We start from the raw sequence: 15023 nt of genomic DNA, 5'->3' as shown, positions 1-15023 counted from the left end.
TTAACAAATCTTATTTCGTTACTGATATCTTTTATAAAAATTTATGGAGGGGTCATCATGTTGAAAAAGATTGTGTCATGTCTAGCAATCTTTGCGATCATCTTTGGCTCTTTGGCAGCATGTTCATCTAATTCATCCGGTGGCAAAGATGGTAACCAAACCGTGACGATTTGGAGTTGGAGGAAACAGGACGCATCTATTTGGAAAGAGGTACAAAAAAAGTTAAACGAGAAGGGCAAAAAAATTACGATCAAATTCAGGGATTTTACACCAACACAATATGATGCTTCCTTGCAAACGGCAATGAAAGGTGGTAAGGGGCCGGATATTCTTACGCTCCGTGGGGGTGCCGGCATTAGTAAGTATGCTGAAGCTGGTCAACTCGTCGCTTTGGATGATAAAGTTCCAGGCTTGAAGGATTTCACGGATGGCATATTGTCACAAGTCAAAACAAACGGAAAAGCTTATGCCGTTCCGTTTGCGATTCAAACGTCTCAATTCTTCTATAATAAAGATATTTTTGCGAAGTATAATCTTCAGGAACCGAAAACTTGGGATGATCTCATTAATATTATGGATACGCTGAAATCAAAAAATGTCACGCCGATGGCTGTTTCCGGGCGCGAAGGATGGGCGCTCAATCTGATTGTTGACTCGGTTGGAGCGTCATCACTCGGCGATGAGTGGGTTCAAGGATTAATCGACGGTAAAAACAAATTTAGCGATCCTAAATTTGTTGATGTCTTAAAACGAATCAACGATCTGAAAAAATATTTTCAAGATGGGTATTCGGCTGCTAGTTATCAAGACATGGAAACCCTCTTTACCCAAGGAAAAGTGGCTATGATTGTCGATGGTATTTGGGCGGTAAATACTTTGCAAAGTCAAAATCCCAACTTAAAGATTGGAAGTTTCCTAGCGCCGCCAGTGGATGAGAGCCAACAACCGCATGTTTATGCTTTTGTCGATGGCGGATACGGGGTAAATGCGAAGAGCAAAGTAAAAGATGCGGCTTTGGAAGTTTTGAAGTTCACAGCGACTAAAGAATATGCACAAATGTATACGGATACATTCGGTGAAATTCCTGCCTATCCCGGTATCACTCCAACTAAGGGTACAGAAATGTTAAAAGTGGCGATGGATAATTATAAAAACCGCGCCATCAATAAGTTGTTCCGCATCCGTTCGCCGTTCTCTCAAGGTGATCCCGGTATTGATACCGAATTGGCAGCCGGAATGCAATCGCTTCTTGCTGGTAAACAAACACCGCAACAATTAGCCGATAAGATACAAAAAGATATTTCAAAATGGTACAAGCCTTTTCAAAAGTAAATAAGAAAGGTTTGGGTAAATGGCTTCCTTGTCAATTAGGAAGCCATTTACCCCCCTGTGACCTATCTTGGTGTTATTCATGCTAGGAGGTGGATTGAAACATGTCGATTGCTGGAAGTCAAAAAAGCAAGAAAACCGCATGGATTAAAAAATACAGTTTTTTATTGATGTTGTTTCCGGCGCTGTTGTTATATTCAATTTTTATTTTATATCCCTTCTTCAATAGCATTTACATCAGTTTATTTAAGTGGAGCGGGGTTGGCCCAATTACGGATTTCGTTGGATTGGACAACTATATTAAATGGTTAACTGAACCCCCCTATTCAACCATGTTTTATAGGGCGTTAGGTCATAATGTCATCGTCTTTATCATAAATGTCATTTTTAGTGTTTTCTTTGGCATGCTTGTCGCTTTTCTATTGTCACAAAAAATTAAAGGCTCCAATTTCTACAAAACAATCTTCTTTATGCCGCATACGTTTTCTTTGGCTGTCGTCGCCTTCCTCTGGGGATTATTGTTAAATCCTCAATGGGGGATTGTAAACAACCTTCTCAAAAGTATTGGATTAGGAAAATTTGCATTACCTTGGTTGGGAAATGAACATACAGCTTTGCTGGTCATTATTTTAATTGGGCTGTGGCATAGCTTGGGTTTTCCCATTCTCGTATTTCTCTCTGCAATCATCGGTATTCCACAAAGCTTAATTGAAGCGGCCATTGTTGATGGTGCTAATACAAGAACGATATTTTCAAAAATCGTGATGCCGCTTCTAATACCTCCAATGTTAACCATTGCAGTTTTAACATTCATAGGAAGTTTTGGCACGTTTGAATTGATCTTTTTATTGGAAGGTGCAGAAGCAGGGCCGTTTTATTCAACCGATGTACTTGGAACGCTTTTCTATCGTACAGCGTTCGGAGGTATGGGAAGCACCGCATCCGGCATGGGATTGGGAGCAGCGCTAGCGACTATCATGGTCATACTCATTATTCCTTTCTCCATTCTTTCCGTGTGGTTTCAGACCAAGAAAAATGTCGAGTATTGAGAGGGGGTTGCCTAATGGTATATGCGGGCAAAGGTTTTAGAGTCAAATGGATACTGATTCACTTATTTCTCATTGCTTATGCCATAACGGTTATTTATCCTACCATTATTGTCATTCTGAATGCATTTAAAAGTAATCAAGAAATCTTTAATAAACCCTATGGCTTGCCTAGTCATTTCTCGTTAAAAAATTTTACAGCGGCTTGGGATGAAGCCAATTTTAGCGTCTACTTTAAAAACAGCGTTTTTGTAAGTATTGCTTCAGTATTACTCGTTTTGTTGTTGTCATCTATGGCGGCATATGTGCTTGCACGTTTTAAATTCAAAGGAAATTTTGTGATTTACTTTATTTTTCTATTGGGCTTAATGCTTCCATTACGGTTAGCAATTATTCCTCTCTATTTGATTATTCGTGACCTTCATCTTTTGGATACATTTACAGGGCTGATCTTGGTTTATGTGGCAAGTGGATTATCCTTTTCTATATTTATACTTTATACATTTTTTAAGAACATACCGAACGAGCTTCTTGAAGCGGCAAGAATGGAGGGTGCCAATGCCTTCCAAATCTATTACAAAATTATGTTGCCTCTCGTAAGACCAGCGCTTTCGACCGTTGCTATATTCAATTTTATGTCCTATTGGAACGACTTTTTTTTCCCATACATTTTAATGAGTTCGCCCGAAAAGTTTACCATTCCAGTCGGCATTGCTTCATTTTTTGGTGAATATACTACGGATTGGAGCTTGTTGTTTGCCGGTTTGTCCATTTCCATCATTCCGGTCATCATCGTTTTCTTTATTATGTCTAAACAATTTATCCAAGGGTTAACTGCCGGTGCCATAAAATAATTGGAGTGAGATAAACAAATGATTGGGTTAGGTGTTGATCTTTTTTTTTGAAGAATGGGTGGGGAAATACAAAAATAAACGTGTGGGTTTATTGACAAATATTACGGGTGTAAACGCTCGGTTACAACCAACTATTGATCTTTTTTTTGAACATCCAGAAATAGATTTGATTTGTTTGTTTAGTCCTGAGCACGGTATTCGCGGTGATGCGAAAGAAGGCGAAAAAGTCGCTTCTGGAGTTGATCCATACACTGGTCTGCCTGTATTCAGTCTATACGGGGAAACTCGTAAGCCGACAAAAGATATGTTGGATTCGTTAGATGTTGTGGTTGTCGATTTGCAAGATATCGGAGCCCGTTACTATACCTTTATTTATACCGTCGCGAATATGATGGAAGCGTGTAAAGATCTGGATATTGAAGTGGTTATTCTGGACCGTCCAAATCCGATTGGAGGTTTAAAGCGAGAAGGTAATATTGTGGAAGAAGATTTTCGTTCCTTTGTTGGACAATATCCTTTGCCCAATCGCCATGGTTTAACAATAGGAGAATTGGCACTTGTTTTTCAAAGAGAATTTGGTTTGGAATGCTCTTTGAGTATTATATCGATGTCGGGTTGGAAAAGGGACATGTATTTCGTTGATACGGGGTTGCAATGGGTCCCTCCATCTCCGAACTCAACAGGTCAAATCATGAGTCTTTTGTACCCGGGAACCTGTCTAATTGAAGGAACCAATCTTTCAGAAGGTCGCGGGACGACGCGTCCTTTTGAAATTGTTGGTGCTCCTTTTATTAATGGGTATGAACTAGCAAAACGCTTAAACGAAAAACAACTTGAGGGGATTATTGCCAGGCCAACAAGTTTCATTCCGACCTATCAAAAATATAAAGATCAATGGTGCGCTGGTGTCCAATTACATGTAATGGATATAAGGAAAGTAAACAGTTATAGAACGGGTTTGGTATTATTGGAAACCATTTCTGAACTTTATGGTGAAGCCCTTGAATTCCGTGATCCCGATAATAAACGTTCACCGTTTAACTTATTAGCGGGAACGGATAAACTTCAAAGGATTATCAGGGAGCATAGAGTTGAGGAATATTTGTCGGATTGTGAAAGAGAGATCCAAGATTTTAATGAAATGATCAAACCGTATCTTATTTATGAGTAAAAAACATGACAAACTTATGAATAAAATTAATAAAAATAAAAATGGCTGGTGAACGTATTGGGTGATCATCGTTTGACGACAGAGAGCATTAATCCGGATACCGTGAATATTGACCATATGTCTCCGATGGAAATATTGACGCTCATGAACAAAGAGGACGAGAAGGTGATTCATGCCGTCAAACAAGTCATACCGGCGATTGCCGAAGTCGTCGAGGCCGTCGTGGCGGCCATTAAAGACGGCGGGCGCGTGTTCTTCGTCGGAGCGGGCACGAGCGGGCGCATGGGGGTTCTGGAAGCGGCCGAATGTCCGCCGACCTTCGGTGTGAGCAAAGAGCTTTTTCAGGCGGTGATTGCCGGTGGCGAAGAAGCCGTCTACCAAGCCGTGGAAAGCGCGGAAGATGACAGCGAGCAAGGCAAAAAGGACCTTCAGGATCGGGCGCTGTCGGGCAAGGATGTCGTCATCGGCATCGCAGCGAGCGGCAAAACGCCATATGTCGTCGGCGCTTTGGAATGGGCGAAACGCTGCGGAGCGAAGACGGTGGCGCTGGCATGCAACGAGCAGTCGGTGATCGGGGAAATTGCCGATTATAAAATCGAAGCGGTGCCGGGGCCGGAAGTCATCAGCGGGTCGACGCGCATGAAGGCGGGCACCGTGCAAAAGCTGATATTGAACATGATCACGACCACCTCGATGATTAAATTGGGAAAGGTCTACCGGAACTTGATGGTGGATTTGCACATCAGCAACCGGAAATTGCGAGAGCGCGCCATCAACATCATCAAAATGGCGACGGGGGCGGACGACGATACGGCAAGGGAAGCGCTAAAAAACTCGGATAACAATGTCAAAGCGGCTCTCGTCATGATCAAAAATCGAGTCGACTATCAGCAGGCGCTCAAACAGCTTGACGATGCCGACGGCTACGTGCGGCTGGCCATACAAGAGGATTCCCAAACTTAACGGTTAAGAAATCCGGCGAGGCTCGGGCTGACGTGGGCGTTACGAACGTCATAGGTTCCCGGTTGCGGCGATTGCGGTCCAGCCATTTTTGGCCATGTCATCGATGCCATCAAATATGTCCGAGGCGCGGTCGGGGCCTGTGACAGAGATAAATAACATCCGCTTTCGCCAGTGCACTTGGGCGGGAGCGATGGAATCCGCCGCTTCTCTTAAAAACGACGGCTTTCCCCGTTGCGATTTTCGGAGCAGCCGCCTGACGTCAATGCCTTCGGTTTTTAAAGTTTTGCGCTCCAACCTCACCTATTTAAGGGTGAGGTTTCCTTTTGTTCATCCATTTGCAAAATCGCAATAAATAAGCTGCCCTGTCCCGGAGTTCAGCAATTTGCCATTTTAAAGTAGAAGGCTTCGCGTTATACTAACTATGAACAATGGTGACTGGGGAGATGGAATGATGAGCAAAGATAAAAGCCATAAAAATGAGCAATCGTTGAACAATAAAAGCTATGCCGTGGCGATCTGGACTTTTTCAATCGTCGCAGTGGCCGTGATTTTGTTGTTGTTCTTTTCGCCGATCGGCTATCAAGGAAAAGTGAACTTCGATATCACGATCTTCCCGCGGCTCAACGCCATTTTTAATAGCTTTACGTTTATCTTTTTGTTGGCAGCCTTCTTTGCGATCCGCAAAAAAAACATCAAAATCCATAGGGGATTTATTCTGGCCGCGTTTACGACGACGCTGCTCTTTCTCATTTCTTATCTGACGTTCCACTATATTTCTCCGGAAACGGCGAAGTACGGCGGACATGGCATCATTCGGCCCATTTACTTTACCATTTTGATTACTCACAGCATCCTGGCCGCCATTATCGTGCCGCTCGCGCTTTTTGCCTTGGTCTACGGGTGGACGATGCAAGTCAATAAGCACAAAAAAATCGTCCGTTGGGCGATGCCGATCTGGCTTTATGTGAGTTTGACCGGCGTGATCGTTTATTTGATGATGGCGCCGTATTACTAAAAACGGCGCTTGGCCGGCCGTCTTATGCCTTCCGCAACAAACCATGGCCGTTTCAGGTCATGGGCAGAAATGCCCGCCATGCTTTTTTTACTATTTTATCAGTTGTTTTCTTATACACGCATTCCAATTTGGGGAAAAAGCGATCGCTATACATAATCCGCCGGAATCCTCCTTTGTAATCTTGGCCGACAAAGCACGCTTTTCCATCGCTGTCCGGCCCCATGGTAAGACAAAGACCGAAATTTCCTTCGCTTCGCCGCAACCAATCTTTGACCGCCTGCGTGATGTCAAGGGTGTACCAATTTTCCGTCCACGGATAAACGGGGGTAAAAGGCCGGTCGATCGTTATGGAGCCGATGGGCGTCTTGTTCAGGACCGGCTTTTTTCTCGATTTTAGTGTGGCGGCGTTCCATGGCGACAGCACTTGATAGCATTGGATGGTGCAGGGCTGCTCCGTTTTTTGACTGAGAAAAACTTTTAAGGTGGCCTTGGTCAGCTCATAATCCGCGTCCTTTTTTAATGGAAAAGCGAGGTACGCTGTTTGTAAGTTTTTCCCGTTCTCTTTGTGGACAAAAAGTTGGTCGGTCCGGCATTGGTTCCGATGATCAATCGATGCGGTGAACGAGGTTTTTATTTCTTTGTGGAGTTCGTTAGGTAATGGAAAGATTTTTTTATTTTTTTTCTTGGCGTCCACATAAGAAGCGATTCGTTCCGATAATGCCGTTAAACGTTGCTGGTACGTGTGGTGTTCGTGGACGCATTGTTGGGCGTTGGCCGCGATGGTTTGCCGCATCGGCTCGTTTTCCAGCAGAAGGTCGGTCTTCTCAACGGTCTCGCTTTCATTGTTCACGGCTATGAGATGCTTGCCGTTTTCAAAATGGCGGTTGACGGCAGGCGTGTTCAAGGTTAACAAACAAGCCCCGCATCCCATCGATTCAAAGGTTCTTCGCGTCAACAGCTGCGGGGTGTTCTGTATGCCTAAGACGATTTTGGCGGAACTATAGACCTTAGGCACTTCTTGATAAGGAATGCTCCCGCGGAAGGAAATTTTGGAAAGCGGTTTTTTAATTCCTTTAGTATAGATATTCCAATTTTTTCCATAAAACGAAATGCTATATTCCCTTTGCTCCAATAAGGGTTTCAGCAAAGTATTGAGGCTGTGGTGTCTAAAAGCGACGAACGAAGGAGCGGATGGATGATAATTGCCCACGACCGCGATGTCTGAAACGTATGTGGGCACGGCCATGCGTTTGTAATGAATCGCCGGGAGACAAGCCAATGGAAGGTAACTTGAAGGGATGCCCCACTTTTGATATTGTTGGTCGAACCCGAATTCATGCGTGACGACGTAGTCCGGCGCCGCATTTTCCAAGATATATTTACTCCACAATTCGGTATGGAGCGGGTCTTCCAACGACCAATACACGTGAAACGCCCGATGCCGATCGCAATAGTCCTTAATGGTTTGAAGATAGCTTTTTTGGTGGCAGGCCGTCCATCCCGTGGTCAAAATGATATCCGGGCGGCAGGCGTCCAATTGTTTCTTTAAGGCGGCGGGCGCATTTGTTTCGGGTGCAAAATTTGGCGTCACGACGGGAATATTGAGATCCTTAAACGCTTCGGTGATCGTTTGCGCAAAATACGTAAAGGTTTCAAAAAAATACCACTTCATCATTCCTACCCCACCTCGAAAAAGTTTCCCTATCTTCCCCGATCCTCTAAAACGGACTCACCGTTTTTTCTTTGCCCCCAATGGCCATTAATTTCGGCATGATTTTGAATGTATGCAACGGCATCTCAAGCTGTCTTTTATGATGGAGAGCGCCGGATGGGCGGAACAAGCCTCAATTCGGTTTTTCACGGCCGAACGCTTGGCAATTGGGCTATGCCCCGCGCACAAACGGATGCGTTGAAGGACGGCGATTGTTACTGAAGATGGTTTTCGTTTTGAGCGGCGGATCTCAAACAACTCAGCCATTGTTCTTCCGGCACGGCCTTTAATATGCGGGCGGGATTCCCGATAACAATGACTTTTTCCGGCACGTCTTTGGTCACGACGCTGCCGGCGCCGACCAATGCCTCCTTGTGTATGGTGATGCCGGGCAGAATGACGGCCCCGGCGCCGATGCGTCCGCCCGTTTTGACCGTAATTCCTTTAAGGCGTATCGGGTGGCTGGATCGGGCGGCGGTCGGGTCATTGGATGTCACGACGGCCGGTGCGATAAATACATCGTCGCCAAGGTTGGAGTAGGCGGTGATATAGGCATTGGTTTCAATTTTCACCCGTGATCCGATCTCGGTATCGTTTTCGATCGCGACGCCTCTGCCAATGATGGTATGGTCGCCGATGATCACGCGCTCTCGAATGGTGGCGAGATCCGCAACATAGCAATTTCGTTTGATCAAGGCACCTTTATAAATGATGGCGCGGGGGCCGATCCTTGTCCCGGCTTCGATGCGTGTCGGCGGCAAGGGGGAGGGGCCGCGCAGCGGCGGATTGCCGATGATGGCAAAGTCGCCGATATCCACGTCATGTTCAATCGTCACGCCTTCTTTAATCACGACATGATGGCCGATCTTGACGCGGTCGCCGATCACAACGTTTGGGCCGAAATGGACATGTTCCCCGATCGCCACGTCTTGTCCCAGAATAACGGAACTATCCCTCTTGTTTTTCATCGCCTGCCCTCCTGCGTAAAAAATGTTTTCACCTTTTCAATGACAAAGGCTTTTTCATCCTCCGTCAGCTCGGGATAAACGGGGATCGCGACGGTTTTCCCGGCGGCGGATTCGGCCCGTGCCAAGTCGAGCGATTTGTATTTGTTCTTTAAGGCGATTTGCCGATGAAGCGGAAGCGGATAATATATGCCGGAACCGACCCCGTGTTCCTGTAAATAGTTCATCAGTTCGGGAGCTTTTTCCGTTTTTAAAACATATAAATGGCAGACATGGTCCCGGTCATCAGGCATCACCGGCAGACCGATCGGCAGGTCCTTAAAGGCATGATTGTATTGTTTGGCATTCTTTTGCCTCTGTTGATTCCATTGCGGCAAGTAGTCGATCTTCACCGACAGAATCGCCGCTTGGAGTTCGTCGAGCCGGCTGTTATAGCCCACTTCGGCATGATGATATTTTTTATAGGTTCCATGGGTTTGCAAACGCCGCAGACGGTTCGCGTATTCATCGTTGTTGGTCAGAATCATTCCGCCGTCCCCGCACGCGCCCAAATTTTTTGTCGGGTAAAAAGAGAGGCAGATCAAATCGCCCCATGCTTCAATCGGCTGCCCGTGGTAAGCTGCACCGGCGGCTTGGCAGGCATCTTGGATGACGACAAGGTTGTGGCGATCCGCGAATGCCCGTATTTCTTGCAAATTCGCCGGTAGACCAAAGAGATGGACGGGGATGACCGCTTTGGTTTTTTCCGAGAGCGCCAGCTGAAGCTGTTCCACATCGATGTTATAAGTTCGGTCATGGATATCCACGAAGACGGGGAGGGCGCCGACCTGCAAGATGGCTTCAACGGTGGCATAGAAGGTATAGGGGGTGGTGATGACTTCGTCTCCCCGGCCGATTCCACAGGCCCGCAAGGACAGGATGAGGGCATCGGTGCCGCTGTTCACGCCAATGGCATGTTTGGCCCCTGTATATCGCTTCATTTTCGCTTCCAATAACCGGTTTTCTTCGCCGCTGATGAAAGTCCCGCTCTCCAAAACCCTCTGCACAGCTTCATGAAGTCGTTTTTTTAATTGCCGGTTTTGCCGTTGAATATCCATTAAGGGAATGTTCATGAGGTCGTAAACTCCTTCATTGCGTTTTCTCCATACACACATATATATGAAGAAACGGCAGGATTGCGCTGGATCTTCGGGGATCACGCCGTCCAAACCCGGGTGCATCCGGCATAGAGGAGGAAATACCATTGAAAAACGGTCAAATCGCCCCGCCTATAAAAGTCGGCATCGTAGGCGCCGGATTTATGGGGACCAATCATTTGCGCCATCTGCTGGAAATCCATGAAGCCGAAGTCGTCGGGGTATATGACATCGCGACGGAACGCGGCATACGAGTGAGCCAAATGTATCGCGTGCCTTTTTATGAGAACGATGAGGAATTGTTGGCGGCGGCCGACATGGTGGTTGTCGCCGTGCCGACGAGCGGTCATTATGCCGTCACAAAAAAGGCCATTCTCCGGGACAAACACGTCTTTGTCGAGAAGCCTTTTATGCACACGGTCGACGAAGCGCGGCGCATTGAAGCGCTGTTACAGGCGCATCCCGTCAAAATCCAGATCGGCCATGTCGAGCGTTTTCATCCGGTTTTTCAGCAGCTTTTAGAACTCGTCCGTTGGGATGATGTCGTTTCCATTGAATTGAAAAGGCATATCCCACTGCGAAAAAAGGTGGACGTCGACGTCATTTTGGCCGTCATGGTTCACGACTTGGATTTGTCGTTTAAAATCGCCCGGCGGTTGCAAACCGATATCGCCCAGGTGAAAGCGGCCGGTGTGACGAAGCGCCATTTGAAAATCCAACCGTTCGCGGACCACGTCTCCGCTCACATTCTTCTCGGAAATGGGGTGTTCGTCCATGTGTCCGGCAATCGAGCCGGCGCACATCACGAGCGGCGCATTCAAGTGATCGAAAAAGACCGGACGGTGATTGCGGATTTATTAAAAGATCAAATTGAAATCTTGGAAAGAACCGATAGGCGCTCCTATCACTGCAAGCGCAAACTGCTGGAAGTAGAAAAAAGGGAAACGCTCAAAGATGAAATGAGGCACTTCATCCAGGCGATTTTGAACAACGACCGCCCTGAAGTGTCGGCGGAAGACGGCCGCCGCGTCATGGAACTGTCCGATCTTATTGCGAAAGAGATTTACGGATCATAGTACCGGATAGGCTAAGCGCGAATAAGAGCGGCGGCCCGGCTTTTCATTGGCGCCGAGCGTCCCGCCTTTCTTTCTTTTGCCGTCTCGCTCATCATTGATCCGCCGAGGGCAGAAGCCTTTTTCGGACGCATGAATGCAAGGTTGGTCTTTAAAAAAAAAAAACGCGCCGAAAACTACGCTTCCAAGTCTTCCTGAATGATATCTTGTATAGAATGACGCGGAGAATAATGGAAATCGTTGATGAGCTTGGAAATATCGCAAACAAAGTCCGGCGTGGTCAATTCTCTTCCTTCACGATCCGACGGCAAATGGATGATGCGCACCTTTTTCTTCATGGTTTGTTCGCCGCGATCGGCAATCAAGCGGGCGATATTGTTGATGGATTTGGTTTCATGGCCGCCTAAATTATAGATCCCTTGATGCTGATCTTTCATGGCCAAACGATAATAATGGACGACATCTTTAATATGGATAAAATTGCGGGTCTGGCGGCCGTCGCCATAAATCGTGATAGGGTGATCGTTTTTGACCGCCTGGCACATCGCATGGACGACATTGTTTTTGTGGCTTAAGCCTTTTCCGCACACATTGGTTTGGCGGAAAATCACGTAGTCAATGCGGTGGCTATTTTTATAGGATTGGATGAGCATCTCTGCCCAGAGCTTCAAATGGCCGTAAAAGTGGTAAGGCCCGAGCGCCGACCGCTCCGAAATGCGCGCTTGTCCGGGGGCATAAACGGAAAAGGACGAGGGAAAAATGATTTTTTTCAGACCGTTTTTAGCCCCTTCTTCAAGGAGGTGGCGCACCGCCAAAAGATTGGCGAGTATGGCGCGTTGGCTATCTTTTTCGCATTCCGGAATGGAGCTGATGCCCGCGCAATGCACGACGATGCTGACGTCCTTCATGATGGATTGGACTTGAGCGATATCCGTCAAGTCCAGTTTGTCAATTTTTATATCATTGACCCGCTCATGGTGCCCGCATTCAAAGTTGTCGACCGCTTTGATTTTTTCGGTGTGGCCGTTTTCCGTTAAATGTTTGATAAAGTAAGAGCCGATATAGCCCGCAGCGCCCGTTACAAGAATCATGACCAATTCCTCCTCCTCAGTTACATTATTCATTTTTTCCGTTCATGCATGGGTGAATGGCGCAATTGCGTTTCTTTTTTCGCGGGGCCCCATATTGTCACAACCGTTTTTATGGAACATATATTGCCACTATGAATGGGTTTAATTTATATCGATCAAGGTGGGTTGCCAATGATCTTGTTAACCGGTGCCGATGGGTATTTGGGCTGGCCGACCTTTTTAAAATTGAGCAAAACGTTTCCGGATGAACAAATTATCGGAGTCGATAATCTCGCGCGGAGACGGTGGGTCGAGCAAATCGGCAGCGTCAGCGCCATTCCGATCGAAGAGATCGACGGGCGGATGCAAGCCGCCAATGAACAAGGATTCACCAATCTGCATTTTATAAAGGGCGATTTGACGGATATCGACTTTGTTTACCAATTATTGAAACAGTTTAAGCCTACAACCATCGTCCATCTCGCTTCCCAGCCTTCGGCGCCGTATTCTCATATCAACGGTCGAACGGCTGCTTTTACGCAGGAAAATAACAATGGCATGATGAGGAACATCTTATGGGGGATGCATGAACTCGGCCTTGAGGATCGCCACCTCATCGTGACGACTACAACCGGGGTTTATGGCGCGCCCGAATTTAAAATTCCCGAAGGGTTTTTAACGGTCGAGGGGAAAAAGGGCAAGGAAAAAATCCCGTATCCGGCCATGGCCACCTCGTGGTATCACATGAGCCGGGCGAACGATATCAATAATCTGTTTTTGGCGCATTACATGTGGAAAATCCCGATTACGGATATCCGCACGTCCATTATTTTTGGTTCTCAGACAGAGGAAACGAAGCGATCGGAAAAATTGGCCACCCGATTTGACTTTGACTTTTATTTCGGCGTGGTTCCCAACCGTTTTTGCGCTCAGGCGCTGTCCAATTATCCGATCACCATTTACGGCAAAGGAGAACAGAAAAAACCGATGATCACGCTTGAGGATGCGGCGACCTCCGTAGTTAACGCCGTAAACATGAACAAGGCCAAAGAATACGAAGTCTTCAATCAAGCGGCTCTGCTCGTCAGTCCGAAAGATTTAGGGGAAGCCGTCCAAAAAGCGGGTCGAGAAGCGGGCATTGACGTGCAATTGACGCATATCAAAAATCCCAGAGTTGAAAAAGAGGATCACCAAATGGAAATGGATAACCGCGGCTTCATCGAACGGTTGCTCAAAAAAGAACCCCAAGTCCTTGAATCGAGTATTCGCCAAACAATGACCGATTTGTTGCCTTATCGAGACACCATTAGTCGATACCAAACCGCTTTGTTAGGCCAATAAGAATGGGGCGGGAAAAAGGCCGAGTCCAAATTTGCGGGGGTAAAGGATCATTCGGCCTGAAGCGCTGACGTTTGGCCGATGTGTGATGGATGATGCACTGAACCTCCGGGACATTTGTCCTCTCCCGATTTTGTGACATTGCATAGGATGTTGTAGCTCTTAAAGAAGGGAGAGGAAATATTGAGGGTAGGAGTCATTGGGACAGGCATCATGGGGGAAAATCATGTTCGCGTCTACTCGTCTTTAGCCGAACAGTGCCAACTCATCGGCATATACGATAACAACTTCGATCGGGCCCAAGAAATGGCGGAAAAATACAACGTCCAGAAATTTGATCAACTCAATTCCCTTCTGGCTCAAGTCGACGCCGTCAGCATAGCCGTTCCGACAAAATTTCATTATCAAGTCGGCATGCAATGCATTAACCATCATGTGCATATGTTGATGGAAAAACCGATCGCTCGGACCGTGTCTGAAGCCAAAAGGTTAATTCGATCGTCTACAGAAAAAGGCGTTAAACTTCAAGTCGGCCATATTGAGTTATATAATCCAGCGATTATGGAGCTTGAAAATGTATTGGCACAAGAAAAAGTGATCGCCGTGGATGTCCATAGAATGAGCCCCTTTGAGCCACGCCATTTACATGAAGATGTGGTCAATGATTTGATGATCCATGATATCTATATTTTATATCACCTATTAAAAGATGAGATTTTGAAGTTTTATAGTATGGGTCAAATCATGGACGATACGGTAAAACATGCGATTGTCATTGCGCGGTTTACAAGGGGCGCGATCGCCCAACTCACGGCCAGCTACAAAACCGAGGAGAAGGTGCGGACGATTCGTGTCATTACGGAGGATGCCTTTATCCAAGCGGATTTATTGAAAAAAAATATTCTCATCTCGCGTTCAACGAACTTTTTCATGAATCCGTGGTTTATCAATTATCATCAACAAAACATTGTTGAAAAGGTTTTTGTTCCGCATCATGGGTCAAGTCCATTTTATTGTGTAAATTTCCCTTTGATAGAAAGATGGACCTGATGACCTGACGTATGGCAGGTAAGTCCGGCAAGTCTCCCTGCCGGTCGCCTTCCCGGACTAATGATCATTGTTGTCAAAGTACAGGTGTGTCAAGGCGCTTTCGCGGCAACTCCTCGCTTCCGAGGTATTTCACGTTCTCCTTGACACGTCGAAGAAATTATCCCACTTTCTTGATCGCCGAAACTTCCTGATTCATCGTTTGAACGCCTAACTCTTTCGTTTTCCGCCACTGCCAATAGTCGGACATATCCAGGTATTTGCGTCCCGATATCCATTTTTCGTCCATTTCGATCAACACGGCG

General features: G+C 46.4%; 13 protein-coding genes and 1 pseudogene. 9 read left to right on the top strand and 5 right to left on the bottom strand.

Annotated elements, in window-relative coordinates:
• The first annotated feature begins 57 nt into the window (after positions 1 to 57).
• From CCB157_RS11220 to CCB157_RS11190, 6 genes are all read left to right on the top strand, one after another.
• Positions 58 to 1332: an ABC transporter substrate-binding protein gene (locus tag CCB157_RS11220; RefSeq protein ID WP_077615986.1), complete on the top strand. Its 1275-nt coding sequence runs from the start codon at positions 58 to 60 to the stop codon at positions 1330 to 1332.
• A gap of 101 nt (positions 1333 to 1433) precedes the next feature.
• A complete protein-coding gene (locus CCB157_RS11215) occupies positions 1434 to 2378 on the top strand; it encodes a carbohydrate ABC transporter permease (protein WP_077615985.1) in 945 nt (314 codons plus the stop codon).
• Positions 2379 to 2392: 14 nt separating this feature from the next.
• Entirely contained in the window at positions 2393 to 3229 is an 837-nt protein-coding gene (locus CCB157_RS11210) for a carbohydrate ABC transporter permease (RefSeq protein ID WP_077615984.1), read from the top strand.
• A gap of 31 nt (positions 3230 to 3260) precedes the next feature.
• Positions 3261 to 4400, top strand: a complete 1140-nt coding sequence (locus CCB157_RS11205; protein ID WP_077615983.1) for an exo-beta-N-acetylmuramidase NamZ family protein — start codon at positions 3261 to 3263, stop codon at positions 4398 to 4400.
• 72 nt (positions 4401 to 4472) lie between these two features.
• Positions 4473 to 5363 (top strand): N-acetylmuramic acid 6-phosphate etherase, encoded by an 891-nt coding sequence (murQ, locus tag CCB157_RS11200; protein ID WP_238594677.1) that lies wholly within the window; start codon positions 4473 to 4475, stop codon positions 5361 to 5363.
• Positions 5364 to 5814: 451 nt separating this feature from the next.
• Positions 5815 to 6378: a DUF420 domain-containing protein gene (locus CCB157_RS11190; protein WP_077615980.1), complete on the top strand. Its 564-nt coding sequence runs from the start codon at positions 5815 to 5817 to the stop codon at positions 6376 to 6378.
• Between the two features lie 52 nt (positions 6379 to 6430).
• On the opposite strand, the gene CCB157_RS11185 is transcribed toward CCB157_RS11190, so the two are convergent.
• From CCB157_RS11185 to CCB157_RS11175, 3 genes are all read right to left on the bottom strand, one after another.
• Positions 6431 to 8053: a glycosyltransferase family protein gene (locus CCB157_RS11185; RefSeq protein ID WP_077615979.1), complete on the bottom strand. Its 1623-nt coding sequence runs from the start codon at positions 8051 to 8053 to the stop codon at positions 6431 to 6433.
• 251 nt (positions 8054 to 8304) lie between these two features.
• The gene (locus CCB157_RS11180) at positions 8305 to 9057 is read right to left on the bottom strand and encodes an N-acetyltransferase (RefSeq protein ID WP_077615978.1); all 753 of its coding nucleotides are present in this window, start codon (positions 9055 to 9057) and stop codon (positions 8305 to 8307) included.
• Positions 9054 to 10166: a DegT/DnrJ/EryC1/StrS family aminotransferase gene (locus CCB157_RS11175; RefSeq protein WP_077615977.1), complete on the bottom strand. Its 1113-nt coding sequence runs from the start codon at positions 10164 to 10166 to the stop codon at positions 9054 to 9056. The genes CCB157_RS11180 and CCB157_RS11175 overlap by 4 nt, the downstream gene beginning before the upstream one ends.
• Before the next feature lie 131 nt (positions 10167 to 10297).
• Here CCB157_RS11175 and CCB157_RS11170 point away from each other — a divergent pair, with 131 nt between their 5' ends.
• A complete protein-coding gene (locus tag CCB157_RS11170; RefSeq protein ID WP_077615976.1) occupies positions 10298 to 11266 on the top strand; it encodes a Gfo/Idh/MocA family protein in 969 nt (322 codons plus the stop codon).
• Positions 11267 to 11439: 173 nt separating this feature from the next.
• On the opposite strand, the gene CCB157_RS11165 is transcribed toward CCB157_RS11170, so the two are convergent.
• A complete protein-coding gene (locus tag CCB157_RS11165; RefSeq protein WP_158077288.1) occupies positions 11440 to 12354 on the bottom strand; it encodes an NAD-dependent epimerase/dehydratase family protein in 915 nt (304 codons plus the stop codon).
• A 171-nt stretch (positions 12355 to 12525) separates the two neighbouring features.
• On the opposite strand from CCB157_RS11165, the gene CCB157_RS11160 reads away from it, so the two are divergent.
• Positions 12526 to 13674, top strand: coding sequence for an NAD-dependent epimerase/dehydratase family protein (locus CCB157_RS11160; RefSeq protein WP_077615974.1), 1149 nt, complete (start codon positions 12526 to 12528; stop codon positions 13672 to 13674).
• A 180-nt stretch (positions 13675 to 13854) separates the two neighbouring features.
• Positions 13855 to 14721 (top strand): Gfo/Idh/MocA family protein, encoded by an 867-nt coding sequence (locus tag CCB157_RS11155; RefSeq protein ID WP_143287020.1) that lies wholly within the window; start codon positions 13855 to 13857, stop codon positions 14719 to 14721.
• 157 nt (positions 14722 to 14878) lie between these two features.
• Here CCB157_RS11155 and CCB157_RS18465 read toward each other — a convergent pair.
• Positions 14879 to 15023 (bottom strand): annotated as a pseudogene (locus CCB157_RS18465) (IS256 family transposase); the annotation flags it as partial.

It is taken from the genome of Caenibacillus caldisaponilyticus (genome assembly GCF_002003465.1).
Classification (GTDB): domain Bacteria; phylum Bacillota; class Bacilli; order Bacillales; family Sporolactobacillaceae; genus Caenibacillus; species Caenibacillus caldisaponilyticus.
This window is presented reverse-complemented; position numbering and strand designations above follow the sequence as displayed.

Bases quoted from the DNA above. Each gene is read 5' to 3' on its own strand.
- CCB157_RS11210 (WP_077615984.1), top strand. From the start codon at position 2,393: ATGGTATATGCGGGCAAAGGTTTTAGAGTCAAATGGATACTGATTCAC.
- CCB157_RS11220 (WP_077615986.1), top strand. From the start codon at position 58: ATGTTGAAAAAGATTGTGTCATGTCTAGCAATCTTTGCGATCATCTTT.
- CCB157_RS11165 (WP_158077288.1), bottom strand. From the start codon at position 12,354: ATGATTCTTGTAACGGGCGCTGCGGGCTATATCGGCTCTTACTTTATC.
- CCB157_RS11215 (WP_077615985.1), top strand. From the start codon at position 1,434: ATGTCGATTGCTGGAAGTCAAAAAAGCAAGAAAACCGCATGGATTAAA.
- CCB157_RS11160 (WP_077615974.1), top strand. From the start codon at position 12,526: ATGATCTTGTTAACCGGTGCCGATGGGTATTTGGGCTGGCCGACCTTT.
- CCB157_RS11180 (WP_077615978.1), bottom strand. From the start codon at position 9,057: ATGAAAAACAAGAGGGATAGTTCCGTTATTCTGGGACAAGACGTGGCG.
- CCB157_RS11190 (WP_077615980.1), top strand. From the start codon at position 5,815: ATGAGCAAAGATAAAAGCCATAAAAATGAGCAATCGTTGAACAATAAA.
- CCB157_RS11185 (WP_077615979.1), bottom strand. From the start codon at position 8,053: ATGATGAAGTGGTATTTTTTTGAAACCTTTACGTATTTTGCGCAAACG.
- CCB157_RS11175 (WP_077615977.1), bottom strand. From the start codon at position 10,166: ATGAACATTCCCTTAATGGATATTCAACGGCAAAACCGGCAATTAAAA.